At 41.9% G+C, this 24,966-nt stretch carries 26 protein-coding genes; 15 read left to right on the top strand and 11 right to left on the bottom strand.

From position 1 onward, the window contains the following. Both AC1RM2_RS29010 and AC1RM2_RS29005 read left to right on the top strand, forming a co-directional pair. On the top strand, positions 1-660 hold the full coding sequence (locus AC1RM2_RS29010; protein ID WP_492988642.1) for a beta/alpha barrel domain-containing protein: 660 nt from the start codon (positions 1-3) through the stop codon (positions 658-660). A 69-nt stretch (positions 661-729) separates the two neighbouring features. Next, positions 730-2,037 (top strand): MFS transporter, encoded by a 1,308-nt coding sequence (locus AC1RM2_RS29005; RefSeq protein ID WP_492988641.1) that lies wholly within the window; start codon positions 730-732, stop codon positions 2,035-2,037. 461 nt (positions 2,038-2,498) lie between these two features. Here the strand turns inward: AC1RM2_RS29005 and AC1RM2_RS29000 are convergent, their stop codons facing one another. Further along, the gene (locus tag AC1RM2_RS29000; protein WP_274212877.1) at positions 2,499-2,726 is read right to left on the bottom strand and encodes a hypothetical protein; all 228 of its coding nucleotides are present in this window, start codon (positions 2,724-2,726) and stop codon (positions 2,499-2,501) included. A 103-nt stretch (positions 2,727-2,829) separates the two neighbouring features. Here AC1RM2_RS29000 and AC1RM2_RS28995 point away from each other — a divergent pair, with 103 nt between their 5' ends. Together AC1RM2_RS28995 and msrA are read left to right on the top strand one after the other, a co-directional pair. Further along, positions 2,830-3,093, top strand: coding sequence for a DUF3820 family protein (locus AC1RM2_RS28995; RefSeq protein ID WP_090647026.1), 264 nt, complete (start codon positions 2,830-2,832; stop codon positions 3,091-3,093). Between the two features lie 194 nt (positions 3,094-3,287). After that, the gene (msrA, locus tag AC1RM2_RS28990) at positions 3,288-3,938 is read left to right on the top strand and encodes a peptide-methionine (S)-S-oxide reductase MsrA (protein WP_492988640.1); all 651 of its coding nucleotides are present in this window, start codon (positions 3,288-3,290) and stop codon (positions 3,936-3,938) included. A 105-nt stretch (positions 3,939-4,043) separates the two neighbouring features. On the opposite strand, the gene AC1RM2_RS28985 is transcribed toward msrA, so the two are convergent. The 3 genes from AC1RM2_RS28985 to AC1RM2_RS28975 are packed head-to-tail and all read right to left on the bottom strand — an operon-like array spanning position 4,044 to position 6,277. Next, a complete protein-coding gene (locus AC1RM2_RS28985) occupies positions 4,044-4,487 on the bottom strand; it encodes a hypothetical protein (RefSeq protein WP_492988639.1) in 444 nt (147 codons plus the stop codon). A gap of 26 nt (positions 4,488-4,513) precedes the next feature. Next, on the bottom strand, positions 4,514-5,638 hold the full coding sequence (gene corA / locus AC1RM2_RS28980; RefSeq protein WP_492988638.1) for a magnesium/cobalt transporter CorA: 1,125 nt from the start codon (positions 5,636-5,638) through the stop codon (positions 4,514-4,516). Further along, complete coding sequence (locus tag AC1RM2_RS28975) at positions 5,639-6,277, bottom strand: WbqC family protein (protein ID WP_492988637.1); 639 nt, start codon at positions 6,275-6,277, stop codon at positions 5,639-5,641. Between the two features lie 14 nt (positions 6,278-6,291). Here AC1RM2_RS28975 and AC1RM2_RS28970 point away from each other — a divergent pair, with 14 nt between their 5' ends. Both AC1RM2_RS28970 and AC1RM2_RS28965 read left to right on the top strand, forming a co-directional pair. Beyond that, the gene (locus AC1RM2_RS28970; protein WP_492988636.1) at positions 6,292-7,176 is read left to right on the top strand and encodes a lysophospholipid acyltransferase family protein; all 885 of its coding nucleotides are present in this window, start codon (positions 6,292-6,294) and stop codon (positions 7,174-7,176) included. Further along, positions 7,173-8,225 (top strand): glycosyltransferase family 2 protein, encoded by a 1,053-nt coding sequence (locus AC1RM2_RS28965; protein WP_492988635.1) that lies wholly within the window; start codon positions 7,173-7,175, stop codon positions 8,223-8,225. The genes AC1RM2_RS28970 and AC1RM2_RS28965 overlap by 4 nt, the downstream gene beginning before the upstream one ends. 34 nt (positions 8,226-8,259) lie before the next feature. Here the strand turns inward: AC1RM2_RS28965 and aroQ are convergent, their stop codons facing one another. Then, entirely contained in the window at positions 8,260-8,676 is a 417-nt protein-coding gene (aroQ, locus tag AC1RM2_RS28960; RefSeq protein ID WP_477363832.1) for a type II 3-dehydroquinate dehydratase, read from the bottom strand. Between the two features lie 41 nt (positions 8,677-8,717). Here aroQ and xerD point away from each other — a divergent pair, with 41 nt between their 5' ends. Continuing rightward, a complete protein-coding gene (xerD, locus tag AC1RM2_RS28955) occupies positions 8,718-9,617 on the top strand; it encodes a site-specific tyrosine recombinase XerD (protein WP_492988634.1) in 900 nt (299 codons plus the stop codon). Between the two features lie 239 nt (positions 9,618-9,856). Here the strand turns inward: xerD and AC1RM2_RS28950 are convergent, their stop codons facing one another. Continuing rightward, a complete protein-coding gene (locus AC1RM2_RS28950) occupies positions 9,857-10,276 on the bottom strand; it encodes an acyl-CoA thioesterase (RefSeq protein WP_477363838.1) in 420 nt (139 codons plus the stop codon). A gap of 178 nt (positions 10,277-10,454) precedes the next feature. Between AC1RM2_RS28950 and AC1RM2_RS28945 the strand changes: the two genes are divergently transcribed. The 8 genes from AC1RM2_RS28945 (at position 10,455) to AC1RM2_RS28910 (ending at position 19,681) form a co-directional block, all read left to right on the top strand. Beyond that, the gene (locus tag AC1RM2_RS28945) at positions 10,455-12,260 is read left to right on the top strand and encodes a M61 family metallopeptidase (RefSeq protein ID WP_492988633.1); all 1,806 of its coding nucleotides are present in this window, start codon (positions 10,455-10,457) and stop codon (positions 12,258-12,260) included. Positions 12,261-12,345: 85 nt separating this feature from the next. Further along, positions 12,346-13,299: an adenylyltransferase/cytidyltransferase family protein gene (locus AC1RM2_RS28940; protein WP_492988632.1), complete on the top strand. Its 954-nt coding sequence runs from the start codon at positions 12,346-12,348 to the stop codon at positions 13,297-13,299. 262 nt (positions 13,300-13,561) lie between these two features. Then, complete coding sequence (rpsO, locus tag AC1RM2_RS28935; RefSeq protein ID WP_090647072.1) at positions 13,562-13,840, top strand: 30S ribosomal protein S15; 279 nt, start codon at positions 13,562-13,564, stop codon at positions 13,838-13,840. Positions 13,841-13,969: 129 nt separating this feature from the next. Then, positions 13,970-16,105, top strand: a complete 2,136-nt coding sequence (pnp, locus tag AC1RM2_RS28930) for a polyribonucleotide nucleotidyltransferase (RefSeq protein ID WP_492988631.1) — start codon at positions 13,970-13,972, stop codon at positions 16,103-16,105. 168 nt (positions 16,106-16,273) lie between these two features. Beyond that, positions 16,274-16,546, top strand: a complete 273-nt coding sequence (locus tag AC1RM2_RS28925) for a hypothetical protein (protein ID WP_147060658.1) — start codon at positions 16,274-16,276, stop codon at positions 16,544-16,546. 180 nt (positions 16,547-16,726) lie between these two features. Further along, positions 16,727-17,377, top strand: coding sequence for a ribulose-phosphate 3-epimerase (gene rpe, locus AC1RM2_RS28920; protein WP_492988630.1), 651 nt, complete (start codon positions 16,727-16,729; stop codon positions 17,375-17,377). A gap of 202 nt (positions 17,378-17,579) precedes the next feature. After that, complete coding sequence (gene serC / locus AC1RM2_RS28915) at positions 17,580-18,647, top strand: 3-phosphoserine/phosphohydroxythreonine transaminase (protein WP_492988629.1); 1,068 nt, start codon at positions 17,580-17,582, stop codon at positions 18,645-18,647. A gap of 83 nt (positions 18,648-18,730) precedes the next feature. Then, positions 18,731-19,681 (top strand): D-2-hydroxyacid dehydrogenase, encoded by a 951-nt coding sequence (locus AC1RM2_RS28910; protein ID WP_492988628.1) that lies wholly within the window; start codon positions 18,731-18,733, stop codon positions 19,679-19,681. 103 nt (positions 19,682-19,784) lie between these two features. Here AC1RM2_RS28910 and AC1RM2_RS28905 read toward each other — a convergent pair whose 3' ends face one another. From AC1RM2_RS28905 to AC1RM2_RS28885, 5 genes are all read right to left on the bottom strand, one after another. Further along, positions 19,785-20,114: a hypothetical protein gene (locus AC1RM2_RS28905; RefSeq protein WP_492988627.1), complete on the bottom strand. Its 330-nt coding sequence runs from the start codon at positions 20,112-20,114 to the stop codon at positions 19,785-19,787. A gap of 73 nt (positions 20,115-20,187) precedes the next feature. Then, the gene (locus AC1RM2_RS28900; protein ID WP_492988626.1) at positions 20,188-21,588 is read right to left on the bottom strand and encodes an MBL fold metallo-hydrolase; all 1,401 of its coding nucleotides are present in this window, start codon (positions 21,586-21,588) and stop codon (positions 20,188-20,190) included. Between the two features lie 181 nt (positions 21,589-21,769). Beyond that, a complete protein-coding gene (locus AC1RM2_RS28895) occupies positions 21,770-23,596 on the bottom strand; it encodes an ABC transporter ATP-binding protein (RefSeq protein WP_492988625.1) in 1,827 nt (608 codons plus the stop codon). Positions 23,597-23,626: 30 nt separating this feature from the next. Continuing rightward, positions 23,627-24,142, bottom strand: a complete 516-nt coding sequence (locus AC1RM2_RS28890; RefSeq protein WP_492988624.1) for a hypothetical protein — start codon at positions 24,140-24,142, stop codon at positions 23,627-23,629. A gap of 9 nt (positions 24,143-24,151) precedes the next feature. Then, entirely contained in the window at positions 24,152-24,928 is a 777-nt protein-coding gene (locus AC1RM2_RS28885; RefSeq protein WP_147060648.1) for an SAM hydrolase/SAM-dependent halogenase family protein, read from the bottom strand. Positions 24,929-24,966 lie beyond the last annotated feature (38 nt).

The raw sequence follows: 24,966 nt of genomic DNA, 5'->3' as shown, positions 1-24,966 counted from the left end.
ATGAGCAAAAAAGATATAGTACTGAATGCGATAGTAACACAGGGCACCTTACCGCTGTTTTTTTATCCCGATGCCGAGGTTAGCCTCGAAATTACCCGCACTTTGTACAAAGCAGGGGTGAGGGTATTTGAATATACCAACCGCGGAACCGCCGCGCTTGCCAATTTTAAAGTGTTAAAACAGGCACAGCAAACTGAAATGCCCGATTTGCACCTGGGGATAGGCACCATTAAAAGTCTTGATGAGGCGACAGCTTTTATTGACGCCGGGGCAGATTTTATCGTATCGCCAATTGTGAACCCGGAAGTGGGTGAATTTACCGCGAAACAGGATTTGCTATGGATTCCGGGATGTATGACGCCTACCGAAATTTATACAGCGCAGCAGCATGGTGCGGCGTTAATAAAAATTTTCCCGGCCAATATTTTAGGGCCGGAATTTGTATCATCAATCCGCGATTTGTTTGCCGGTCAGTTGTTTATACCAACGGGCGGTGTCGACCTGAATATCAACAGCATTAGCGGCTGGTTTAGGGCCGGCGTTTGCGCGGTAGGTATGGGCAGCAAATTGATCAGCAAAAATGTATTGGAAAACAAACTGTACGACCAATTATACAGTGATACCGTAACACTGCTTGACATGGTTAAGGCTGCCCGGTAACTTTTGATTTTAGCGCGAATTGCCCCTTGTTTGCGTTTACAAACCAATAAAATATAAACCAATTATATAATGAGAGAAGCAAAAGTTGGAAATTACAGATGGGTGATATGTTCGCTTGTTTTTTTTGCAACCACCATTAATTACCTTGACAGGGCTGTAATCAGCCTGTTAAAGTCGCCGCTAACGGATGAATTCAAATGGAACGATGGGGACTACGCTAATATTGAAATTGCATTTAAAATAGCATACTCCTTAGGGTTATTGGCTGCCGGCAGTATTATCGACAAAGTAGGGACCAAGCTGGGCTATTTTTTGTCGACTTTTTTTTGGAGCGTAGCCGCAGTGTGCCACGCCTTTGTTGCCAGTACATTTGGTTTTGGCGTTGTTCGTTCGGCATTAGGTATTAGCGAGGCCGGTAACTTCCCGGCTGCTATCAAAACGGTGGCCGAGTGGTTCCCTAAAAAAGAAAGGGCTTTTGCAACGGGCATCTTCAATTCCGGATCAAATATTGGAGCCATTGTTGCTCCTTTAACGGTGCCCTTTATAGCTGTTATGTGGGGCTGGCGCTGGGCGTTTGTTATTACCGGTTCGATAGGTTTTATCTGGCTGGTACTCTGGTTCTTTTTTTACCAAACTCCTGCTAAACATAAGTATGTAACACAAGCAGAACTTGATTATATCAACAGCGACCAGGAAACAGCAACGCCGGACGAAAAATTAATTGAGCGCGAAAAAATATCATGGGGCAAACTGCTCACTTTTAAACAAACCTGGGCATTTGTTATCGGCAAGTTTTTAACTGATCCTATCTGGTGGTTTTACCTGTTTTGGCTACCCGATTTTTTACAAAGCCAATATGGTTTAAAAGGTACCGACGTAGCATTCCCCGTGGCGGCTGTTTATACCATGTCGACAGTTGGAAGTATTTTTGGCGGCTGGTTGCCAATGAGATTGATCAGGAATAACTGGGCGGTTTTTAAAGCCCGGAAAACGTCGATGTTTATTTATGCTTTGTTTGTGATACCTATTGTTTTTGCACAGGTTTTGGGCGGCATTAACATGTGGCTTGCCGTATTGGTTATTGGTATTGCCGCATCGGCACACCAGGCCTGGAGCGCCAATATATTTACAACCGTGTCGGATATGTTCCCTAAAAAATCTATAGGATCAGTTACCGGTATAGGGGGGATGTTTGGGTCGATAGGTGGTGTGTTTTTGTCAATGGCGGTACAAAAAAATCTGTTTGTGCATTACAGGGCTATTCATAAAATAGAAATTGCCTATTACATCATGTTTTTTGTTTGCGGCAGCGCCTACATACTGGCATGGTTAATTATGCATGCGCTTGTTCCTAAAATGAAGCCTATTAAACTTTAACCTTATATAATAAGGGTAAACGCACCTGATTGGGTTAACATAACTTAACACATTTCAGATAAAAAAATTATAAATATTTGATAATCAATATTTTATATTTTAACATGGTTAACATTAAACTGATTGCGAAATTTAGGCGCATCCCAATAATTGTGCCTGTTGTTGGCCAATACAAATCCCTTTCGTACCTGGATTATTTAACCAGGATCAGGCAATAAAAACAAGGTATCGTTTGTTACTTATATCTTACCAACGCTATCGCTGTTAACTATTTAGATGCGTTTGTCCTGCTTATATAATCAAGCACCGGTGTTTGCAGCCGGTGCTTGATTATATGATTTTGTTTAAGTTTTTTAAAGCCGACTATTTTTTGGGGATCAAGTGACTAAGTCGGGTTGATTGCCAATAAATTACTTTCGGCTTTCTGCCTTTCGCCTTCTGCTTTTCGCTATTATATAAATTCAACTCACCTGGGCTGCAAGTTCGTCAATCCAACTTGACAGGTATGGCTCGGTACCGGTTAACCTTATCCATTCGCCATCGGCTTCCTGCGCTATTACCAGGTGCAGTGTGCCATCAACCGACTTAAATTCATATGCTTTTGTAAAATTGCCGTAAGCAATGGGTTCTAATGTGCCATCAATGGTACTGTCGGTGCCGGTTAATGTGGCTTCAATTTGCTGTTCCATAATTTATAATTTTAATACTAACACGCGTTATTGCTTTGTGTTTGCAGTAAATGGGTTAGTATCAGGGTAAATCTTCAATCCCAAAAAACATTATCTTTAACACGTGAAAAACTTACAGCCCGACCCCAAAGTATTGATTGACATTGTACAAACACCAATGCCTTATGGTAAATACAAAGGCACAATAATTGCCGATATACCAATCAGTTACCTGGAGTGGATGAGCGGTAAAGGTTTTACAAAAGATAAGCTTGGGATGATGTTATCTACCGTTTTTGAGATCAAGACCAATGGTTTAGGCGAGATTTTGTTTATGGTGCGCAAGTCACTGAATAAAGGCCAGGGCATTAGCCCGAAATTGAAGTAGTGTTAAGTTAATAGTACTAAGTCTTAAGTCAAAAGTAAAATTATTCTTTTTTGACTTAAAACTTAAGACTTTCGACTAAAGACTATGCGTCATTACACTATTAACATAACGGTAGCTTAAAGTGACCAATTGATGACCATCCGCTTGTAAGGTATCCTGCGTATATCCGACTAACAGTAAAAACATAAATAATTATGAAAAAGTTGATGTTATATATTGCCGGCATATTTTTATTTACAAGCTGTGCAAACGGACAACCTAACCAGGATGCGATGGCCCCGTTGCCAAAACCCAAAACAGGCGAAGCCCTGGCTACCTTTGGCGGCGGATGTTTCTGGAGTATGAGCGAGGCCATGTCTGAGCTTAAAGGGGTAAACAAAGTTATTTCGGGATATGCCGGTGGAAATACCAAAAATCCGACCTATGAAGATGTTAGCACCCGCACCACCAACCATGCCGAAACGGTGCAGATTTATTACGATCCTAAGGTGATTAGCTACGCTACGCTGGCCGAAGCTTTCTTTTTTGCCCACGACCCAACTACGTTAAACCGCCAGGGGCCTGATGAAGGTACAGATTACCGCTCGATAGCTTTTTACCGTACGCCCGAAGAGAAAAATATCCTGCTGGCCACAATCAAAAAAGTAAATGAATCAAAGCATTATAATAATCCGATAGTTACACAGGTTGTTCCGTTCACTGTATTTTACGCCGCCGAAAATTATCACCAGGGCTATTACAAAACTCATTTAAGCCAACCCTATATTGCCTCGGTATCAACACCCAAAGTGCTGAAATTCAGGAAAGCCATGGCTGCAGAGTTGAAGCCGGAGTTTGCGAAGTAAGATACTGTTTAAATTAATCTGCTACTAAGTGTATAAAAGTCTTTCAAATAGCCGAAAGACTTTTTTCTTATTTTACGGCACAAAAATGGAAACTTATTACTGAGATTAAGTATATCGTAACACGATTCCAGAGAATCCGCCTTTGGAATCATAATAGGAATGGACAGTTCCCCATGGAAACTTTCTTTGAGCCCCAAGTTGTTCGGTGAGCCAGCTATCAAAAAAAAGTTGCTCTTTTAATTCTTCTTCTTCGCTCCAGTCGTCCCATGAACCATTTTCGAACTCGTTCATAGAAATAAAAAAAATTGCAAATTCCAGTGCTTCGTTTAAAAAATAGAACCGGAACATGAAATATTTTCCATCAATAAAAAGATTTTTTATAGTATGGTTTTGCCTTTCGCCGTCTTTTGCAACCCAGGCTTCTACCTCATCAGTTTTACAATTGTTCAAAATATCGGAGGGTTTTATTCCGTGGTATATTTTAAAATTATCGGATAACGTTAATTCGCCCGTTTCGGCGTTTAAAATTTTGTGCTGCAGGTTAGGCATTTACGGATGGCAAAGTTTTAGTTTTACTACAATTTATTAAACCACCCTTTTTTCCAGAATATGTACACCAGCGTTACCGCGATAAAAAACATCAGTAATAAAGCGTAGGCGTAACCATTATGCCAGTAAAGCTCGGGCATATTACCTGGGATAAGGTGGCCTTTATCGTCTTGCCGGGCAAAGTTCATCCCGTAAATACCGGCTATAAAGGTAAGGGGGATGAAAATTACCGAGATAATAGTCAGCACCTTCATAATCTCGTTCATGCGGTTGCTCACCATAGATAGGTAAAGGTCGATAATGCTGGATGTTACCTCTTTGTAGTTTTCAATCAAATCCATTGCCTGGATGCAATGGTCATAGGCATCGCGTAAAAATAACTTTACTTCGGGTGTTATCAGCGGACTGTCGGAGCGGATCATGTCGTTTATCTTATCACGCTCAGGCCAGCTTGCCCGGCGGATGATGATAAGCGTACGCTTGAGCTGTTGCGAGTTAAACATGATGCTTTTATCGGCATCGGTATAAACCTTATCTTCAATGGCATCCAGTTTATCGCCTATCTGCGCCAGCAAAATAAAATAGGTGTCAATTATAGTATCTGTAAGGGCATAGCACATATAACCAGGCCCTGCCGTGCGGATAGCTCCTTTACCGGCCTTTAAGCGGGCTTTAACGGCCTCAAAGCACTCCACATGGTCTTCTTCAAAGCTGATGATCAGGTTATCTTTTATAATGGCCGAAAACTGGTGGTTCACCAGTTCGTCTTCACTGTTAAAATGTACGATGCGGCTGGTGCTAAAGGCGTAATCTTCGTACTCATCAAACTTGGGGCGTTGATGAATATTGGCAATATCCTCTAAAACCAAGGGGTTTATTTTCAGGTGCTCACCAATTTGTTCAATCAGCCGGGCATCGCCAAGGCCGTTTATTTTTATCCAGTGGGTATGGTTATCGCATTTTTTTAACTGCGCTAATATCACCTTAATGTCTTTGCCTTCGGATGTTATCAGCTCATCTTTATTATAGCTAAACATAGCTATATGCGGCTTAAGAGCGCCATCAGGCACTCGTATCATCCCGGGGCTGTCGCCAACATTTCCTGCATTGCGGCGGGCATTATACTTAACCCTTTTTATCAGATTATTCATTTACAAATAATTTATGGCCTGCGGGCCCTGGTTAAACAGTAAATCGACAATGCTCAAATTTTGCAGGAAGCCTTGCCGGTCTTCAAAAACCTGAAAATACGGTTTTTGTTGTAACTCTGTTTCTTTTTTTGGGTGGATGGATGTGCGAAAGTCGGGAACCGAAGGATATTCAGCATGATATTCGGAAGTGTGCTGCAGCTCAGTTTTTATTTTGAGGAATTTGAGCAGCATTTGTAAAAGCTCCTGGTTGTAATCAAATAAATAGGTTACCTGTTTTTGCTTGTCATAAAACCGGGCAAAATCTGCCTCGTAATATTCAAAATACGCCGAGCTGCGGTAACACGCGCCCAGGCTAAGCCAGTGCAGGCGCTGCCAGTCAAAATCGTAGCTTATTTTAACATCTTTAACTTTGGTATGTGTTTTTGAACCTTTTACCACCGGCACCACCAATGTAAGGATACCCTCGGGCGAATAGATATTTGCCCGGTTACGGTAAGTTTGTTTGGGGAAATGTTCTTCTCTTTCTATCAGTATATCAGGCTTGTACGTGTTTAACTGTACAAAGTATTCAACCGGCGGAAGATAAAACATAGGTAATACAGCACCTTTTTCAATCATATATTTTATGTTTGTGGTCAAAATTGGTTAAAATAATGGTAAAAAAAGGGTTTATAAGGTTAGGGATTTTATTTTTATACCTTACCTCGTTATTGCCCTTTTGGCTTTTATACATCATATCTGATGTTTTGTTCGTTATTATTTACCACATTGTTCATTACCGCAAGGCAGTGGTCCAGCAAAACCTGGCCAACGCTTTCCCCGAAAAAACTGAAAAGGAACGCCACGATATTGAACGAAAATACTATCATTACCTGGCCGATTTGATTGTAGAAACGGTAAAAATGATTACCGTATCTGAAAAACAAATTCAAAAAAGGGTAGTGGCTACCAATGCCCAATTAGTTCACGAATACTTTGCAAAAGGCAAAAGCATCATAGCGGTGGCAGGTCATTATTGCAACTGGGAAATGGCTGCGCTGAACTTTAACTTCGTAACTGATAAAAGGTTTATGATTGTTTATAAACCCTTGAATAACGAAATTTTTAATGATTTTTTTATCCAGATCCGGTCGCGGTTTGGGGGGCAACCCATTGCCATGAAACAAACCATGCGTAAAATGGTGGAGTACCGTAAAGAATTAACGGTAAGCGTATTGGTGGGCGATCAAACCCCCGGTGTAAACGAGGTAAACTATTTTACTACTTTTTTAAACCAGCCTACAGCGGTTTTCCTGGGCATCGAAAAAATATCGAAAACAATTGATGCCGCTGTTGTTTTTTACGATATGAAACGCGTTAAACGCGGTTATTATACTTATACATTGGTTCCGCTGACAGAAAATCCGAAACAGACTGCAGAGCATGAGTTAACCGAAATGCATGTGCAATACCTGGAAGGAATGATCAGGAAGGAGCCTCAATATTGGCTATGGAGTCACCGGAGGTGGAAGTTTAAGCCGGAGGACAAACATAGATGATCAGTGCACCAAAAGTTGCCGTAGTTATTTTAAACTGGAACGGTATTAAATATCTTAAACAATTTCTTCCTTCGGTGATGGCATCAACCTGGCCCGGGCTTGATGTTGTTTTGGGAGATAATGCCTCCACAGATGATTCCGTGGCGTTTGTGAAAGGAAACTATCCCACGATAAAGATCATTCAAAATGATGAAAATTACGGTTTTACCGGTGGTTACAATCGTGTGCTGGCCAAGGTGGATGCCGATTATTATATCCTGTTAAACTCAGATGTTGAGGTGGTGCCCGGTTGGATTGAGCCGGTGATAAGCCTGATGGAAAGCGACGAAAAAATAGCCGCGGCAGCGCCCAAACTATTAGCGTATGCCAATAAAGATACATTTGAACACGCAGGGGCGGCCGGTGGGTTTATTGATGCCTACGGTTACCCATTTTGCCGTGGCCGCATGTTTTATGAAGTTGAAAAAGACCATGGCCAATACCAGCAATCGGGCGAGGTTTTTTGGGCCTCGGGTGCGTCGTTGTTCATCAAAAAGAAATACTGGGACCTGGCAGGCGGTTTTGACGAATACTTTTTTGCCCACATGGAAGAGATTGACCTGTGCTGGCGACTGAAAAATATGGGCTATAAAGTAATGTATTGCGCCGAATCTACCGTTTACCACGTTGGTGGCGGTACGCTAAATACCGAAAACCCTTTTAAAACTTACCTCAATTTCAGGAATAACCTTTTGTTGTTAAAAAAGAACCTTCCTTTCCGGACGGCATTCCGGGTAATCACTATCCGTTTTTTTATGGATCTGCTTGCGCTTATCCGGTTCATGATGGAAGGTAAACGTAAAGATGCCTGGGCCGTAAGCAGGGCGCATCAGGCCTTTGTTTTGGGCTTATTTAAGGCGAAAGGTAAAAGGCAAAAGGCAAAAGGATTATATAACTCACAACTCACAACTCATAACTCAAAAGGCACTTTCCAAGGCAGCATAGTGTGGCAGTTTTTTGTTAAAAAGAAACGAAAGTTTACAGATTTGCCGCAGCAGGAGTTGGTTTAATTTTTGTCTTGACTCTTGACTCTTGACTCTTCTTCTACCCAACCAGGTTTTCTACCCCCAGTCTATATGAGTCCATCCCAAAACCGGCAATAACGCCCTTGCAGCTTGCAGCCAGCATGGAGTGATGCCTGAATTCTTCGCGTTTGTATACGTTGGATATATGCACTTCGATAACCGGCGTATTGATAGCCGCGATAGCATCGGCAATGGCGATAGAGGTATGGGTGTAAGCACCTGCGTTTATCACAATGCCATCATAACTAAAGCCAATTTCATGAAGTTTATTTATAATTTCGCCCTCAACATTACTTTGGTAGTAAGCTATATCTACGGCCGGGTAACGCGCACGCAGTTGTTCAAGGTAACCTTCAAAGCTGGTATCGCCGTAAATGGATTTTTCGCGAACGCCTAACAGGTTTAAATTGGGGCCGTTTATAATTTGTATCTTCATTGCTCCAAACTTAAGTATAAATACATTAAATTAAAATCAAATTGGATTGGCGTTCGGCAATAAAGGGTTTCCAGGCTTATTTGAAATTAGAGAAATCGCTGGCCGATAATTCTGTGGAGGCTTATAGCCGGGATATAGAAAAGCTATATCAGTATGCCGAAACGAAACCATTTAAGCTGAAGCCGGAAACCATTACCTTGACCGATTTGCGGGAGTTTATTACCTGGGCCGCCGAGTTGGGCATGATACCATCATCCCAGGCGCGCATCCTATCGGGCATCAAGGCTTTTTACAAATATATGCTGATGGAGGATCTGATAAAAAGTGATCCGTCGGAGTTATTGGAATCGCCCAAAATTCGGCGTAAACTGCCCGATACACTCAGCTACCAGGATATTAATAAACTGATTGCCGCCATCGACCTATCTAAACCCGAAGGCCCGCGCAACAAAGCGATATTAGAAACCTTGTACGGCAGCGGCCTGCGGGTATCTGAATTAACCGAGCTAAAGCTATCTAACCTGTACCTGGATATTGAATTTATAAAAGTTACCGGGAAGGGCAATAAAGAACGCCTGGTACCCATAGGTGCCGAAGCCATCAAAGCCATTAAAATTTATATCGAAAACCTGCGGGTGCACATTGCAATCAAAAAAGGCGAAGACGATATTGTATTTTTAAACAGGCGGGGAGCAAGGCTAAGTCGCCAAATGATATTTTTGATGATCCAGGGCCTGGCGCAAACTATCGGCCTTAAAAAAACAATCAGCCCGCACACCTTCCGCCATTCCTTTGCCACCCACCTGGTTGAAGGCGGCGCCGACCTGCGCGCCGTACAGGAAATGCTGGGCCACGAAAGCATCACCACTACTGAAATTTATACCCACCTGGATAGGGAATATTTAAAAAGCACGATAAGCCAGTTTCACCCGAGGTCGTGAGTTGCGGGTTGCGGGTTGCGGGTTGCGGGTTGCGGGTTGCGGGTTGCGGGTTGCGGGTTGCGGGTTGCGGGTTGCGGGTTGCGGGTTGCGGGTTGCGGGTAAAATGGCCGTCAAGATAATCAAAATCCGAAAAAATTTGACAAATCTGTTTAATCCGGGTTCAGACAAATTGCTGAGGCGAATTTGCTTTCCTTCGCAAAATATGCTGCCAACTGCAAACTCAAAACCGCCAACTGGCACTAAATGGTATAATGCGCAATCACATCCTCGGGTACCTTGGCGCTTCTTCCGGTAGCCATATCAATCATTACGTAATCAAAATAGCCGTCGCAGCATACTTTGCCGGTGGCTTTGTTGCTTAGGCTGAATTTTACGCGGCAGCCTTTATCGTCGATGCTTTCGATACCGGTTTTTACAATGAAGTAGTCGCCCATGGCGAGGGCACGTTTATAATCTACGTGGGCCGTGCGAACTACCCAGCCGAAACCGCGCTCCATAAATTTTTCCATAGCCATGCCGTAGCAGCGTTCCATCTGATCGTATCGGGCGGCCAATACATAATCAAAATATTTGCTGTTGTGTACGTGCTGAAACATGTCGATATCGTCCGGGCGTACACGAAACTCACTTTCGAAGGTGGAGTAGATGGGAGTATCCATAGGGCAAATATAGTGATTGGGTTGGAGAGTGGTTGATTGGTAGGGCAGTTGATTAAGTTGATTAGGTGAGTGGTTGTATTTTGAGTTATAAAGAGGGTGGACTTAACTCGATGAAATTATATTTGAGCGTTACAAAGTTAGCGGCTGTTTTTCTATATTCGGAAAACTCTTATCTGCCATGAAAATATTATGCAAGGGGTGGTTGATCGCCGCCCTGTTTTTAAGCGCTAACTCCTTTGCCCAGCAGCAACCTGTAAATATGCAATACGCTGTATCGATGGAGAAGGCAGCCGATCATCTTTACCACGTTGAGCTTACCAATAAAACGCCAGGTAAAACACTCGATTTTAAAATGTGTGCCTGGACTCCCGGTTACTACCAGCTTATTGATTTTGCCGCCGCGGTACAAAATTTTAAAGTAACCGATAGCAAAGGCGTAAACCTGAAGTGGCAAAAGGCCTCGGAAAATACCTGGCGCGTTTATCACAACAGCCCTGGCGCGGTAAAAATTTCGTATGACGTTAAAGCCACGGTGCCCTTTGTGGGCAATATTTACCTTGATGAAACCCGGGGATATATTACCCCCGGTGGTTTATTCATGTACCTGGATAATGAACTGCGGCATCCGGTTACCATAAAAATGCAACCCTATAGCAAATGGAATGCGATGGTGGCCACGGGCTTAGATACGGTTGCAGGTAAATATCACCTGTACAAAGCCGATAATTTTGATGTGCTGTATGATAGCCCCTTTTTAATGGGCGAACTGGAAGTGCTGCCTCCGTTTATGGTTAAAAATAAACCACACAATTTTATTGGTTATAAGTTACCTGAATTTGACAGGCGGGCATTTATGGACGATTTGAAAAAGATTGTGGTTACGGGCAGCAACATCATTGGCGAAATACCCTATACGCACTATACCTTTTTATCAATAGGTGCCGGGGGCGGCGGTATCGAACATTTAAACTCATCGTCGTTAAGTTTTAGCGGGGGCGAGGGTTTTAATTCGCCCGAGGCCAAAAAAAGGCTTTACAACTTTATAGCCCACGAGTATTTTCACCATTATAATGTTAAGCGCATAAGGCCAGTTGAATTGGGCCCGTTTGATTATTCGAAAGAGAACCATACCAATATGCTTTGGGTATCTGAAGGGTTTACGGTTTATTACGAATATATGATTACAAGGCGCGCCGGTTTAATGACGGGCGAAGATATGCTGAAAGATTTTGAAGAAAATATTAAAAACTATGAGAATAAGCCGGGCCATTTTTACCAGTCGGCCACCCAGGCCAGTTATAATACCTGGAACGATGGGCCAAACGGCCGCGTAAATGAGGATATTAATAAAACGATATCCTATTATGATAAAGGCCCTGTGCTTGGCTTAATGCTCGATTTTAACATCAGGCATGCCACGCAGAATAAAAAAACACTTGATGATGTAATGCGGCTGCTTTACTACAAGTATTATAAAAAACTTAACCGCGGTTTTACCGAAAAGGAATTTAGGACCGAATGCGAAAAAATGGCCGGCACGCCAATGCCCGAAGTGTTTGAATACGCAGCTACTGTTAAGCCGCCCGATTATCCTAAATACTTTGCATACGGCGGTTTGCTGATTGATACCAACGCTACTGTTACCTATACCTCATGGGCCGGCATAAATTACCGGCAACGACGCGATACATTAACTATTGGCACTGTTGAACCCAATTCGCCTGCCTGGGAAAAAGGCATAAGGGGTGGAACAAAAATTTTAACTATTGAAGGCCAGCCGGCAACGCAAAAATTATTAGACCATACACTGGAAGCAAAAAACACGGGCGATGCTTTAACGCTCACCATACAAAAAGGCACGGAGAAACGCGACGTAACTATTATACTGGGCAGCAAAAAAGAAAAAACTTTTAAGATAAGTCCGCTACCCAATCCCGATCCGTTGCAGGCTGCTATTTATAAGAGCTGGATAGGGGGTTTGTAAAGTCAAAATTCAAAAGTCAAAATTCAAAAATGACTTGCAATTTTAAAGCTATTTGTTTGTAGCATTGTGGGGTAATTAAAGCGCTATGAAAATTACAGATCAAACACACCGGCTTGTTCAGCTTGGCCTTGGTGCGGATATACTAAACCATTACCATGAGCCGCATCGTTTTTACCATACGCAGGAACACCTGGGCGATTTGTGCACGCAATTGGAGCTAAAAGGTTTTGCCGACAATAATGCCTTGCTACTTGCTACAGTATTTCATGATATAATTTATGATCCGCGATCGGCAACAAACGAGGAGGATTCGGCTAAGTATTTTAATGGTGTGTTTAATGGCGACCAAGGTTTAAAGGATGAAGTAACGCAGATTATCCTCGATACCAAAACTCATCAGCCCAAAACAGAACTGTCAAAAGTGTTTTGTGATGCCGATTTAAATATTCTCACGCAGCCATTTGATAAATTGCTGCAATATGAGCAGCAGATATTTAAGGAGTTTCAGTTTGTTGACTATGCCATTTACAGCGAGAAGAGGGTAGAGGTGTTGCGGAGTTTACAGCAAAATGTAAACAACCCCGCGCTGGAGTATTTAATTGATTACGTGCGTACCCGCCAGCCCAGGATAGCAGTTTACCCAGGTAGTTTTAACCCATTCCACAAGGGCCATTTTAACATACTGCAAAAAGCCGAGCAGGTTTTTGATAAGGTAATCATAGCCCGCGGCATTAACCCCGGTAAAGATGCCGCCAGTTATGCTTTACCCGATGTTTTAAAATACAGGCAAATGGCTACTTACGAGGGTTTACTAACTGATTTTACCGGTAACCTGGGCTACCCGGTAACAATAATCCGAGGCCTACGCAATGGATCGGATTTGCAATACGAATTAAACCAGTACCGCTACATGCAAGAACTTGGCGATAAAAGTATCAATGTAATTGCCATATTTTGTGATATGGAGTTTGAACATATCTCCAGCACCGGCATAAGGCAATTGGAAAAATATGGGAAAGCCGGGGAGTATTTGGTTTAGAGGGGTGGTTGATTGGGTTGATTGAGTGGGTGGTTGAGGTTTTATTTGCAAGGACTCTCCGGCTTGCTTCAGCTGAAAGCTGAAACAATGTAACCCACGAGCTGAAAGCTCGAGGGAGCGGCGGGAGCAAACGTGGTCAACCACTCCCCCAATCAACCACCCTCCAAATCTTTTGAATTTTGAATTTTTACTTTTGAATTTAATAACTATCTTTGCACCCACAATTAACAAAAGTATTTAACGCTTTAATATTATTCACGTAATGTATTTAGGTAAAGAGACAAAGGCAGAGATCTTTGCAAAACACGGTAAGGGTGCTACAGACACTGGTTCAACCGAAGGTCAGGTAGCATTATTCACACACCGCATCGCGCACTTAACTGGTCACCTTAAGAAAAACAAACACGATTTTTCTACCCAGTTATCACTGCAAAAATTAGTAGGTAAACGCCGCGGTTTGTTAGCGTACCTGTACAAAAAAGACATTGAAAGATATCGTGCTATCATCAAAGCTTTACAGCTAAGGGATATCATTAAATAATTCTCATACTTTTTATTGAAAAGCCATCCCGATTTTGTGGATGGCTTTTTTACTTTTGAAAAAATTATACACACACATAAAAAACCGGTGCGCTCCGAAAGATGAAAAGTGCACCACAACAAAAAGAAGATGAGTTTAAACGTAATTAAAAAAGTTATTGATTTAGGTGACGGCCGCACCATTGAGATCGAAACAGGTAAACTGGCCAAACAGGCAGATGGCTCTGTGGTTATTAAAATGGGTGATACCATGTTATTGGCTACCGTAGTATCGTCGCCGGAAGCGAAAGAGGGAGTTGATTTTTTACCCCTTTCTGTTGATTATCAGGAAAAATACGCTGCCACCGGCCGTATCCCGGGTGGCTTTTTACGCCGCGAGGCACGTTTGTCAGACTATGAGGTTTTAATCTCGCGTTTGGTTGACCGCGCTTTACGCCCGTTATTCCCTTCAGATTATCACGCTGATACCCAAGTGATGATCTCTTTAATTTCTGCAGATAAAGATATTATGCCCGATTGCCTTGCCGGTTTGGCAGCATCAGCAGCATTAGCTGTATCTGATATTCCTTTTAACGGCCCTATTTCTGAAGTACGTGTCGCTAAAATTGATGGCCAGTTGGTAATTAACCCTACTTTAAGCCAGCTTGAGCGTGCTACTTTAGAATTTATTGTTGCAGGTAGCGAGCATGACATCAACATGGTTGAAGGTGAATCGAAAGAGATTCAGGAAGCCGAACTGGTTGAAGCCATTAAATTTGCACACACAGCTATCAAAATTCAATGTTTAGCTCAAAAAGAGTTGACTATTGAAGTTGGCAAAACCGAAAAACGTGTTTACAGCCATGAAAACAGCAACGAAGATTTGAAGAAAGCCATCTACGCTGCTACTTATGAGCAGGTTTATGCTATCGCTTCATCTGCGTCGGCAAAAGATGAGCGCTCGGCAAAATTCAAAGAAGTTCGTGATGCTTATATCGCTACTTTAGGCGAGATTGATGATGTTACTAAGTTTTTAGCTAAAAAATACTACCACGATGTGGAGTATGATGCTATCCGTAACCTGGTATTAGATGAAGGCAAGCGTTTAGATGGCCGTTCAACTACCCAGATTCGTCCTATCTGGAGCGAAGTTGGTTATTTGCCGTCTGCCCATGGTTCTGCCGTATTTACACGTGGCGAAACACAATCATTAACTACTGTTACTTTGGGTGCAAAAGATGATGAGCAAATGATTGATGGCGCGTTCATCAACGGTTACCAAAAATTCTTGTTGCACTACAATTTCCCTGGTTTTTCAACCGGCGAAGTTCGTCCTAACAGGGGTGCTGGTCGCCGCGAAATTGGTCACGGTAACCTGGCTATGCGTTCATTAAAACAAGTATTACCATCTGAAGATGAGAATCCATACACCATCCGTATTGTTTCTGATATTTTAGAATCTAACGGTTCATCGTCAATGGCTACGGTTTGTGCCGGTACATTGGCTTTGATGGATGCTGGTATCAAAATCAAATCGCCGGTATCTGGTATCGCGATGGGATTGATCACCAACGAAATGGGTACTAAATATGCTATCTTATCTGACATCCTGGGCGACGAAGATCATTTGGGTGATATGGACTTTAAAGTAACCGGTACCGCCAACGGTATTGTTGCTGTACAAATGGACTTGAAAATTAATGGCCTATCGTACGAAGTGTTAACCAACGCTTTAAACCAGGCTAAAGATGGCCGTTTACATATCCTTGGCGAAATGGCTAAAACCATTACAGCCCCTCGTGTTGATTTGAAACCACACGCTCCGCGTATTGTTACCATTAAAATTGATAAAGAATTTATTGGTGCAGTTATCGGGCCCGGTGGTAAAATCATCCAGGAAATGCAACGCGAAACCGGTGCAACTATTTCTATCGAAGAAAAAGACAACCAGGGTATCGTTCAGATTTTTGCCGACAACAAAGCATCTATCGACCAGGCTTTATCGCGTATCCGCAACATTGCTTCTAAACCAGAAGTAGGCGAGATATACGAAGGTAAAGTGAAATCAATTATGCCGTTTGGTGCATTTGTTGAGATTATGCCAGGTAAAGATGGCTTGTTACACATCTCTGAAATCGACCACCGTCGTATCGAAAAAATGGACGGTATATTTGAGGTTGGCGACGAGGTAAGGGTTAAATTGCTCGATGTAGATAAACAAGGTAAACTTAAGTTATCGCGCAAAGCGTTACTACCGAGGCCGGAAGCCCCGAAATCAGAAAAATAACTGTAAATATTACACATGCAAAACCCTCTTTATGAGGGTTTTGTTATTTTATTTGGTTTTTTTATACTTTTTTTGAGAAAAATTAAAACAAAAGTTGGATGTTTAAACTTTGTATTAGTTGATAGATAGTTGAATAAACCATAAAATCCGAGCCTGCTTGTAAAAACGATGACCCCTGCTACAAACGATCCTTTAGATTTTCTTAACAGTAATCCGCAGGGAATGCAACCGGCCACGCAAACCGATTTGGTTCAGCTGTTGCTCTATGAGATCATCCGGGTTAAAGAATTAATATTGTATTATGACTCCATTCCCAATGGAGGAGGGCAACTTGGTTCATCAATTTTGAATGAACTGGTATCAGAAGCCTATCAATCGCTGGTAAATTACGATACGGTACTGATGAAGAAGTACTATGACTTGTTGCTGAACTGTGATTAAGGAGCCCCCTAACCCCCTGAAGGGGGAACGATTTAGCATATCTTTATACTGTTTAGTCCAACACTTACGTGGCATTTAATTCTTGGTTATATTATTAACGTAAAATAAACTTAGGAATTAACCCGATAAAACTTTACAAATAATTGCCAATTGCAATGTTGGGGATTTATATATTTGCACATGAACCATCTGATAGCGCCATCTATTTTAGCAGCCGACTTTGCCAACCTGCAACGCGATATTGAAATGATCAATAACAGCGAGGCTGATTGGGTGCATGTTGATATTATGGATGGTATGTTTGTGCCAAATATCTCTTTTGGTTTCCCGGTTGTTGCTGCCACAAAAAGGCATGCCACCAAACCGCTGGATGTGCACCTGATGATTGTTGATCCTGATAGGTACCTTAAGGCGTTTAAAGATGCAGGTGCCAATGGTATCACTGTTCATTACGAAGCCTGTCCCCATTTACACCGCACTGTACAAGCTATTAAAGAGCTTGGCTGCAGGGCAGGAGTAGCCCTTAACCCGCATACGCCTGTTGCTTTGCTTGAGGATGTAATCGCCGATTTGGATATGGTGCTTATTATGTCTGTAAATCCTGGTTTTGGCGGACAAAAATTTATTGCCAATACTTACAAGAAACTTAACGATTTGAAAACGCTGAGTGAAAAGAAAAACCCGGGCTTATACATCGAGGTTGATGGCGGCGTAGACCAAAACAATGTTAAAGAATTATTGCAAGCTGGTGCAAATGTGCTTGTTGCCGGCAGTTCGGTATTCTCATCGGCCAGTCCGGCCGATGCAATTTCACACCTCAAACGTCCCTAAAAGTTATTACAATTGTAATAATTACTACCAACCTAATAGGATTAATTTAATATTTGCAATCAAAGAGGCTTTTGTTGATTAATTGTATATTTTTTCAAAAAACGTAAATAAATCCTATGAATTTTGTCAAATTGATTAACTTCGGCCCAACTAAATACAAAGTTCCTAATCAAGTATTCAGAACCTACAATTCGTTAATTATATGAAACATAATTTTGGTGCCGGACCAGGCATTTTACCTCAGGAGGTTTTAAAACAAGCTTCCGAGGCGGTTATTGATTTTAATGGTACAGGATTATCATTGCTGGAGATCTCTCACCGGTCGAAAGAATTTGAAGCAGTTTTGAATGAAGCTGTTGCATTGGTAAAAGAATTATTTGCTGTGCCAGAGGGTTATTCGGTACTATTTTTACAAGGCGGCGCCAGCACGCAGTTTGCCATGGCCCCTTACAATTTATTGCCATCAACGGGCAAAGCCGCTTACCTGGAAACAGGTGTTTGGGCTAATAAAGCCTTAAAAGAAGCCAAGTTTTTTGGCGAAGTAGAGATTGTTGCCTCTTCAAAAGCCGATAATTTTACTTATATCCCTAAAGATTATACTATTCCTGCTGATGCGGCTTATTTCCACATCACTTCAAACAATACCATTTATGGTACACAGTTACAGGAATTCCCAAAATCGCCGGTACCGGTTGTTTGCGATATGTCGTCAGATATTTTCAGCCGTAAAATTAACGTTGCCGACTTTGGTTTAATTTACGCCGGCGCTCAAAAAAACATGGGCCCTGCAGGTGTTACCTTAGTTATTGTTAAAGACGATATTTTAGGTAAAGTTGACCGTAAAATCCCGGCTATGTTTAACTACCAGGTACAAATTGAAGGCGGATCGATGTATAACACCCCTCCATGTTTTGCTATCTACGTATCGATGCTTACGCTGCAATGGTTAAAAGCCAAAGGCGGCGTTGAAGTTATTGAACAGGAAAACATCACCAAAGCACGCGTATTATATGACGAGATTGAACGCAACCCGTTATTTAAGCCCGTTTGCGCTACAGAAGATCGCTCGCACATGAACGTAACCTTTGTAATGGAAAATCCTGAACTGGAAAAACCATTCCTGAAACTATGCGACGAAAGAGGTATAGTGGGTATCAAAGGCCACAGAAGCGTTGGTGGTTTCCGCGCATCAATTTACAACGCGTTGCCAATAACCAGCGTTTACGCCTTGATTGACGTAATGCAGGAGTTTGCTGAAGGAAATAAATAATTTTTAATCATTAAGTCATTGGGTCATTAAGTCATTTTTTATGGCAATGACTCAATGACAAAATGACTCAATGACAAATCAAGATGATCAAAATATTAGCTAATGACGGTATCGACCCAATTGGAAAACAGCTTTTAGAAGAGGCTGGTTTTATTGTTGATACCAATAACATTCCGCAGGATGAATTGCCTGTAAGATTACAAGAGTACGATGCCATTACTGTACGAAGTGCAACTAAAGTGCGTAAAGCGCTTATTGATGCCTGCCCAAATCTTAAAGTGATTGGCCGCGGTGGCGTTGGTATGGATAACATTGATGTAGAATACGCAAGGGAAAAAGGCCTGAGCGTTTATAATACGCCTGCATCTTCTTCACTATCTGTTGCCGAACTTGTTTTTGCCAGTTTATTTGGCGCGGTTAGGTTTTTACCAGATAGCAACCGCAAAATGCCGGTTGAAGGTGGCACCAAATTTAACGACCTGAAAAAGGCCTACGCAAAAGGTATTGAACTGCGCGGTAAAACTTTAGGTATTGTTGGCTTTGGCCGTATCGGCCGCGAGGTGGCTAAAATAGCTATCGGCGTTGGTATGGAAGTTTTGGCTTATGATTTATTTCCGTTTAACCCCGAATTGGATATTGTTTTAGGTGGTGGCGCTACTGTTAAGGTAAGTGTAAAAACTTCAACTTTAGAAGAGGTAACCAAAACGGCTGATTTCATTACCTTGCACACGCCATTTATTGATAAGGCCTTGTTTGGTGCCGAAGAATTGGCCTTAACCAAAAAAGGTGTTGGCTTTGTAAATATTTCACGCGGTGGTTTAATTGACGAATTAGCTTTAGTTGACGCGTTAAACAGCGGCCAGGTTTCATTTGCAGCCTTAGATGTATTTGATAACGAGCCTACCCCTCGCGAAGAGATCCTGAAACACCCTAAAATTTCTTTAACTCCGCACATTGGTGCTGCCACCAACGAGGCTCAGGAAAGGATAGGAGTGGAGTTAGCTAATTTGATCATAGATCACTTCAAAAAATAATTTTAGAAAGGATTTCACGAATAAACTAATGGCACGAATTCTTAAAGAGTTCGTGCCATTTTGTTTTAAATTATACTATGCGTAAGTAGAAGAATAAATAAGATTATTGTTTTTCAACTCCTATATATTTTATAAATTCAACGGGATATTTTCTTGAAACAAGTAACCTTATTTTAGTATTTATCTTTAAACTGTCGATGTGATTTAGAGAAAACTTATTGTCTATCATCTTCCCGTTATAAACATATTGTACATCTACTTCAGTTCTATCAAGCTTAGGGTGTCGAAATCCCGTTACTTTAGCAATTACAACTAATGCGTTTTTTAGTGCTTTTTCTCTTCTTAAATAACCGTAAGTAACTATAAGAAAACCACAGCAAAAAATTGCCCAGCTAAGGTGCTTGCGATATTTAAAATTCATCAATACAGCCATGGTATTATTGACCAGGATTCTTTTTTATAAAGATAAATTAATATTTATAAAAAAGAATATGCGTATCCTCGTTTTAAAGCATGTACGTTACATCCTTTTCCGGAATGGTAACCGTATACCCTTCATCTTCCAGGGAAGTAGCCAGCAGTTGCATACTCTCTCCCTCGCCGTGTACAAGGAATACGTTCTGTAGCTTGGTTTTATCCTGCTGTTTTACATTATCTAAAAGGTCCTGGTGATCGCCGTGAGCACTTAGTACATCGGTTTGTTTAATGGTGGCGTAAACGGCTAATTCACGGTCTTTAATGTGAACGATAGGATCGCCCCGTAGTAAACGGTGCCCCAGGGTTCCTTTGGCGCAATAGCCAATGAACAGGATAGTGCAATAGTAATTTTGAATATTGTAAAACAGGTGGTCCTGGATGCGGCCACCTTCAAGCATTCCTGCCGACGAGATGATGATGCAAGGCTCCCAGTAATTAGAAATCTGGCGGCTATCCTTCAGGGTTTCTACATACGTAAGGTTATCAAATTCAAACTCATCGCCCTTATCTTTATAAAAGTTCTGGGCCTCCTGGTTTACCAGGCTATGGTATTTGCGGAAGATGCCGGTTGCCATGGTAGCCATCGGGCTATCAACAAAAACTTTTACAGCTGGCAATAATCCTTCAGTGAAAATTTTGTTTAACGAATATACCAACGATTGTGTGCGCCCGATACTGAAAGCCGGGATAATTAAACGGCCTTGTTCTTTAATACATGCCTTTTCAATCACTTCAACAAGGGTTTCTTCTACCGATTTTCCTTTGGTATGATAACGGCCGCCGTAGGTTGACTCTGATACCAGGAAGTCAACAGGAGGCAATTCCTGCGGATCATTTAATACCGGGTAATTTTTTCGGCCGATATCGCCGGTAAAGGCAATTGATTTTTCTTCACCGTTTTCGGTTACTTTTAAAACAGCAGATGCTGCACCCAGCAAGTGGCCAACCGGGATAAAAGTAAGCTCGATATCACCGTTAATCCTGAACGGGCGGTTAAAGCCAATGGTAACAAAACGTTCTACCGTATCCATCACGTGCTTTTGCAAATACAGGGGCTGTGGGCCGCCGCCCGAATTGAATTTGCCTTTGCCGCGTTTACGGTTACCCTTGCCTGCCTTGTTCATGAAGATGCTTACAGAATCAAGCAATAATAGCTCGGTCAAATCGGCAGTAGGGGGAGTGCACAAGATCTGGCCGTTAAAGCCAAGCCTTACCAATGTGGGTAAATTACCAGAGTGATCGATGTGGGCATGTGTAAGTATTACCACGTCGATCTCTTCCGGCCGAAAAGGAAAGTTTTCATTTGATTGTATACTGCGGTCCTTCTCATAATCTAACCCGCAATCCACTAATATTTTGTATTGGCCTACCTGCAGCAAATGCATGCTGCCGGTTACCTGTCGGGCCGCCCCGTGTATGGTTAATTTCATTTGTTACGTTGAACGTTGTACGTATTACGTTATACGTTTTATATGTTGCGCTGTGATGTTATACGTGTTACGTTGTACGTATATTAAAGCAATATTATTGTTTTTTTATTATAGTTTACGGGCTATCTATCCGTTAATCCACCGTTCGGGTACGTATAACGTAAAACGTTCAACGTATAACCTAACTCGTTTCAAACTGCAGCTGGCTTAAATAACGGTAAAGCCCTTGTTCGTTACCAATGAGCTCCTGGTGACTACCGCTCTCGATGATCTCGCCTTTTTCCAGAACGATGATCTTATCAGCCTCGCGGATGGTTGATAAACGGTGGGCGATAATGATAGATGTGCGGTCTTTCATCAACTCTTCCAAAGCTTCCTGTACCAGGCGTTCCGATTCTGAATCTAAGGACGACGTTGCCTCATCCAATATCAATATGGATGGATTTTTAAGCAATGCCCTTGCTATAGCAATGCGCTGGCGCTGCCCGCCCGATAGTTTTACCCCACGCTCGCCAACAATGGTTTCATAACCCTCGGGGAACGATAGTATAAACTGGTGCGCGTTTGCCCGTTTGGCAGCTTGTATAATATCTTCTTTTGATGCATTTAGGCGGCCGTAAGCAATGTTCTCTAATATCGATCCGCCAAAAAGTAACACGTCCTGCGGCACTATGGCCACCTGGTTACGGATATCGGTTATTGAGTATTCATCAGCCGCACGGCCATCAAATAAAATAGTACCGTTTTGCGGATGGTAAAATTGTAATATCAGCGACGCCATTGTGGATTTGCCCGAACCGCTTGGCCCAACAATGGCCACTTTTTGGCCTGCTGCGGCATTAAAAGAAATGCCTTTTAAAACGGTAAGCTCTGCGCGGGATGGGTAGGCAAAAACGACGTTGTTAAAAGATAAATTACCTTGAATGTGCTGCTCTATTTTGTTGTTGCTTTCAATCATGGAAATATCTTCGCCGGTTTCGGCCAATATCTCTAAAACACGCTCACTCGCTCCTACAGCCTTTTGCAGGTTGGCGTACAAGTCAGGAAAACTTCCCATTGCCGCGCCTACAAACACAGCGTAAAGCGAAAACGTGAACAATGCGCCTATTGTAAGATCGCCATGGCTCACCATTACCGTGCCGTACCATATTACAGCAACCACGGCACCAAAAAAACAAAATACTATAAAAGATGCAAAAATGCCCCGATACTTAGCGCCCTTAACTGCAATGCCAACCACATCGCGCAGTATTTTATCGTAACGTGTTGCTTCATAAGCTTCATTTACAAACGCCTTTACATTAGCAATGCCTTGCAAAGTTTCCTCAACAATGGTATTTGATTCAGCAAGCTTATCCTGTGCTTGTCTTGAAATTTTTCTGATAAAGCGGCCAAAAAATATTGCTACGACTATTAAAACAGGTAGCATAAGTAACAATGCAAGTGTTAATTTTATAGATACAATAGCCAAAAAAACAATACCACCCACTAATAAAACCAGTTGTCTTATCATTTCGGCAAGGGTAGTTGTTAGGGTATCTTGAATTTGTGAAAGATCAGCTGAAATTCTACTGTTTAATTCACCCACTCTGCGATTGGCAAAAAAATTCATCGGCAGTGTGATTAACTTAAAATAGGTATCACGCCTTATATCGGCAAGTGATTTCTCGGCTACCTGTACAAACCATAAGATTCTGAAAAAAGAAACGAATGCCTGACCAAACAAAACAATAAAGGCAAGTAAGCCAATGTCTTGTAATGTTGCAGGTAATAATTTGTTGGTGTGTTTGCCTTGAGCGGTATCAACTAAAGCCCCTAAAAAGGAAGGAAATGCTAATGCAACCAGGCTGGAAACAAAAAGGCACAGCATACCCGCTATAAATTTCCATCTGTAAGGTTGTATGTATGAAAGCAGTTTACGAATATTCTGGATGCTCTGCCTGTTAATTTTTGCTTTGGGTAGTTCGGCTTCTGCTTTAGCGCCACTGTTCAGTCTTCCTCGTGCCATTTATAGTTTTAAGTAGTTTCGGGCGCGAAATTACGCCTTCCCTTTGTTTTTTTGGTAAAGCAAATACAAAATTGACGCAAGCATGAGCACAATAACCGTAATATAGATAGGGTTGGTATTACTTTTTTCATGTGCAGCTGCTTTTAACTGCGCATTCTGCTGCCTTAACTTGCTTATTGTAAGCAAAAAATTGTGATTAATTGTCTCGGCCTCTTTGCTGTGGCTTTGAATTAGCCTTTGTTGGAAGGCGCTGTATTCAAATAGTATTTTTAATTCTTTGAAGATGGCATCATCTGTGCGGGCAATGTCCATCAGGATGCTGTTTGATCTGCGGATATCGTCTTTTGTTTGCAAACCGAAAATGCCGGTATGCTGGCTTAAGCTTTGATCATACTGGCCAAATTTGGCTTTGCGGGCGGCCAGCATGGTATTTATCTTTTTGCGTTGAAGCTGATATGCAACAGAATCGGAGTTAGCCTGCGATTGCGCAAGCACGCCGCCTGTGGCAAAAAAATACAAAAAGCCAAACAGTAACAGTTTTTTCATATCCTAAATTTACTGAAATTCGATGATAACCTTGTCATTAAGGTTTAACCCCAGCAGGCCGCTGGCATTGCCTTTATTAATGGCAATTTCCAAATGGTCGCTTATGCCAAACAGGCAAAGTTTTTCGCCAACGGGTACTTCGTTATAATGCCAGCTCAGGTGATTGATGGTTTCATTACGTTTAAAATTAAGTACAAACTTGCGGCCCTGCTGCACACTGTTAAAAAATTCCTTGGTAATATTGGTTATCACATTTTGAAACGAATCGATATAGATCACTACGCCTTTGATCAGATTTTTTTCGATAACAGGCTGCAGGTTCATTTTGTTTTCAATATCGTATACCGGCAGGCCAATTTCGCTCAGTTTGCCGCCTTTGGCCAGGTGGCAGGCGGCTTTAACAAAAATATCTGCAAGTGGGAAATGCAGGAACTTTAAATCCTGCATAATGTTTATCTCTACAATTTCTTCCGGGTCGGTATCAAACATCAATGAAAAAATTCCATTATCGGCACCCACAAAATAATGTTTTTTGTACCTTACCGCCAGGTACTTGGTATGGTCGCTGTAAACGGTATCTATACCTATAAGGTGTACGGTATCTTCGGGGAAGTAGTAAAAACTGTTCTTTAATATAAAAGCGGCCTGTTGCACGTTAAAGGCCGCCACACTGTTGGTAATATCAACAATATTAACTGTTGGCAACGATTTGTATATGCTGCCCTTAAGCGCAGCCTGGTAAATGTCCTTATCGCCCAAATCAGTAGTTAATGTTATTATTGCCATTAATTTTATAAATATTTATTGCTAATCTTGTAATAGCA

The sequence above is a fragment of the Mucilaginibacter sp. GW822-FHT03E02 genome (genome assembly GCF_058801545.1).
This window is presented reverse-complemented; position numbering and strand designations above follow the sequence as displayed.

Excerpts from the sequence above, each read along its gene's own strand:
- AC1RM2_RS29000 (WP_274212877.1), bottom strand. The coding sequence starts at position 2,726 with ATGGAACAGCAAATTGAAGCCACATTAACCGGCACCGACAGTACCATT.
- serC (WP_492988629.1), top strand. The coding sequence starts at position 17,580 with ATGAAACATAATTTTGGTGCCGGACCAGGCATTTTACCTCAGGAGGTT.
- corA (WP_492988638.1), bottom strand. The coding sequence starts at position 5,638 with ATGAATAATCTGATAAAAAGGGTTAAGTATAATGCCCGCCGCAATGCA.
- AC1RM2_RS28910 (WP_492988628.1), top strand. The coding sequence starts at position 18,731 with ATGATCAAAATATTAGCTAATGACGGTATCGACCCAATTGGAAAACAG.
- AC1RM2_RS28945 (WP_492988633.1), top strand. The coding sequence starts at position 10,455 with ATGAAAATATTATGCAAGGGGTGGTTGATCGCCGCCCTGTTTTTAAGC.
- AC1RM2_RS28890 (WP_492988624.1), bottom strand. The coding sequence starts at position 24,142 with ATGAAAAAACTGTTACTGTTTGGCTTTTTGTATTTTTTTGCCACAGGC.
- AC1RM2_RS29005 (WP_492988641.1), top strand. The coding sequence starts at position 730 with ATGAGAGAAGCAAAAGTTGGAAATTACAGATGGGTGATATGTTCGCTT.
- AC1RM2_RS28885 (WP_147060648.1), bottom strand. The coding sequence starts at position 24,928 with ATGGCAATAATAACATTAACTACTGATTTGGGCGATAAGGACATTTAC.
- AC1RM2_RS28905 (WP_492988627.1), bottom strand. The coding sequence starts at position 20,114 with ATGGCTGTATTGATGAATTTTAAATATCGCAAGCACCTTAGCTGGGCA.
- AC1RM2_RS28895 (WP_492988625.1), bottom strand. The coding sequence starts at position 23,596 with ATGGCACGAGGAAGACTGAACAGTGGCGCTAAAGCAGAAGCCGAACTA.
- rpsO (WP_090647072.1), top strand. The coding sequence starts at position 13,562 with ATGTATTTAGGTAAAGAGACAAAGGCAGAGATCTTTGCAAAACACGGT.
- aroQ (WP_477363832.1), bottom strand. The coding sequence starts at position 8,676 with ATGAAGATACAAATTATAAACGGCCCCAATTTAAACCTGTTAGGCGTT.
- AC1RM2_RS28925 (WP_147060658.1), top strand. The coding sequence starts at position 16,274 with ATGACCCCTGCTACAAACGATCCTTTAGATTTTCTTAACAGTAATCCG.
- AC1RM2_RS28965 (WP_492988635.1), top strand. The coding sequence starts at position 7,173 with ATGATCAGTGCACCAAAAGTTGCCGTAGTTATTTTAAACTGGAACGGT.
- AC1RM2_RS28950 (WP_477363838.1), bottom strand. The coding sequence starts at position 10,276 with ATGGATACTCCCATCTACTCCACCTTCGAAAGTGAGTTTCGTGTACGC.
- rpe (WP_492988630.1), top strand. The coding sequence starts at position 16,727 with ATGAACCATCTGATAGCGCCATCTATTTTAGCAGCCGACTTTGCCAAC.
- AC1RM2_RS28985 (WP_492988639.1), bottom strand. The coding sequence starts at position 4,487 with ATGCCTAACCTGCAGCACAAAATTTTAAACGCCGAAACGGGCGAATTA.
- AC1RM2_RS28900 (WP_492988626.1), bottom strand. The coding sequence starts at position 21,588 with ATGAAATTAACCATACACGGGGCGGCCCGACAGGTAACCGGCAGCATG.
- msrA (WP_492988640.1), top strand. The coding sequence starts at position 3,288 with ATGAAAAAGTTGATGTTATATATTGCCGGCATATTTTTATTTACAAGC.
- AC1RM2_RS28970 (WP_492988636.1), top strand. The coding sequence starts at position 6,292 with ATGGTAAAAAAAGGGTTTATAAGGTTAGGGATTTTATTTTTATACCTT.
- AC1RM2_RS29010 (WP_492988642.1), top strand. The coding sequence starts at position 1 with ATGAGCAAAAAAGATATAGTACTGAATGCGATAGTAACACAGGGCACC.
- pnp (WP_492988631.1), top strand. The coding sequence starts at position 13,970 with ATGAGTTTAAACGTAATTAAAAAAGTTATTGATTTAGGTGACGGCCGC.
- AC1RM2_RS28940 (WP_492988632.1), top strand. The coding sequence starts at position 12,346 with ATGAAAATTACAGATCAAACACACCGGCTTGTTCAGCTTGGCCTTGGT.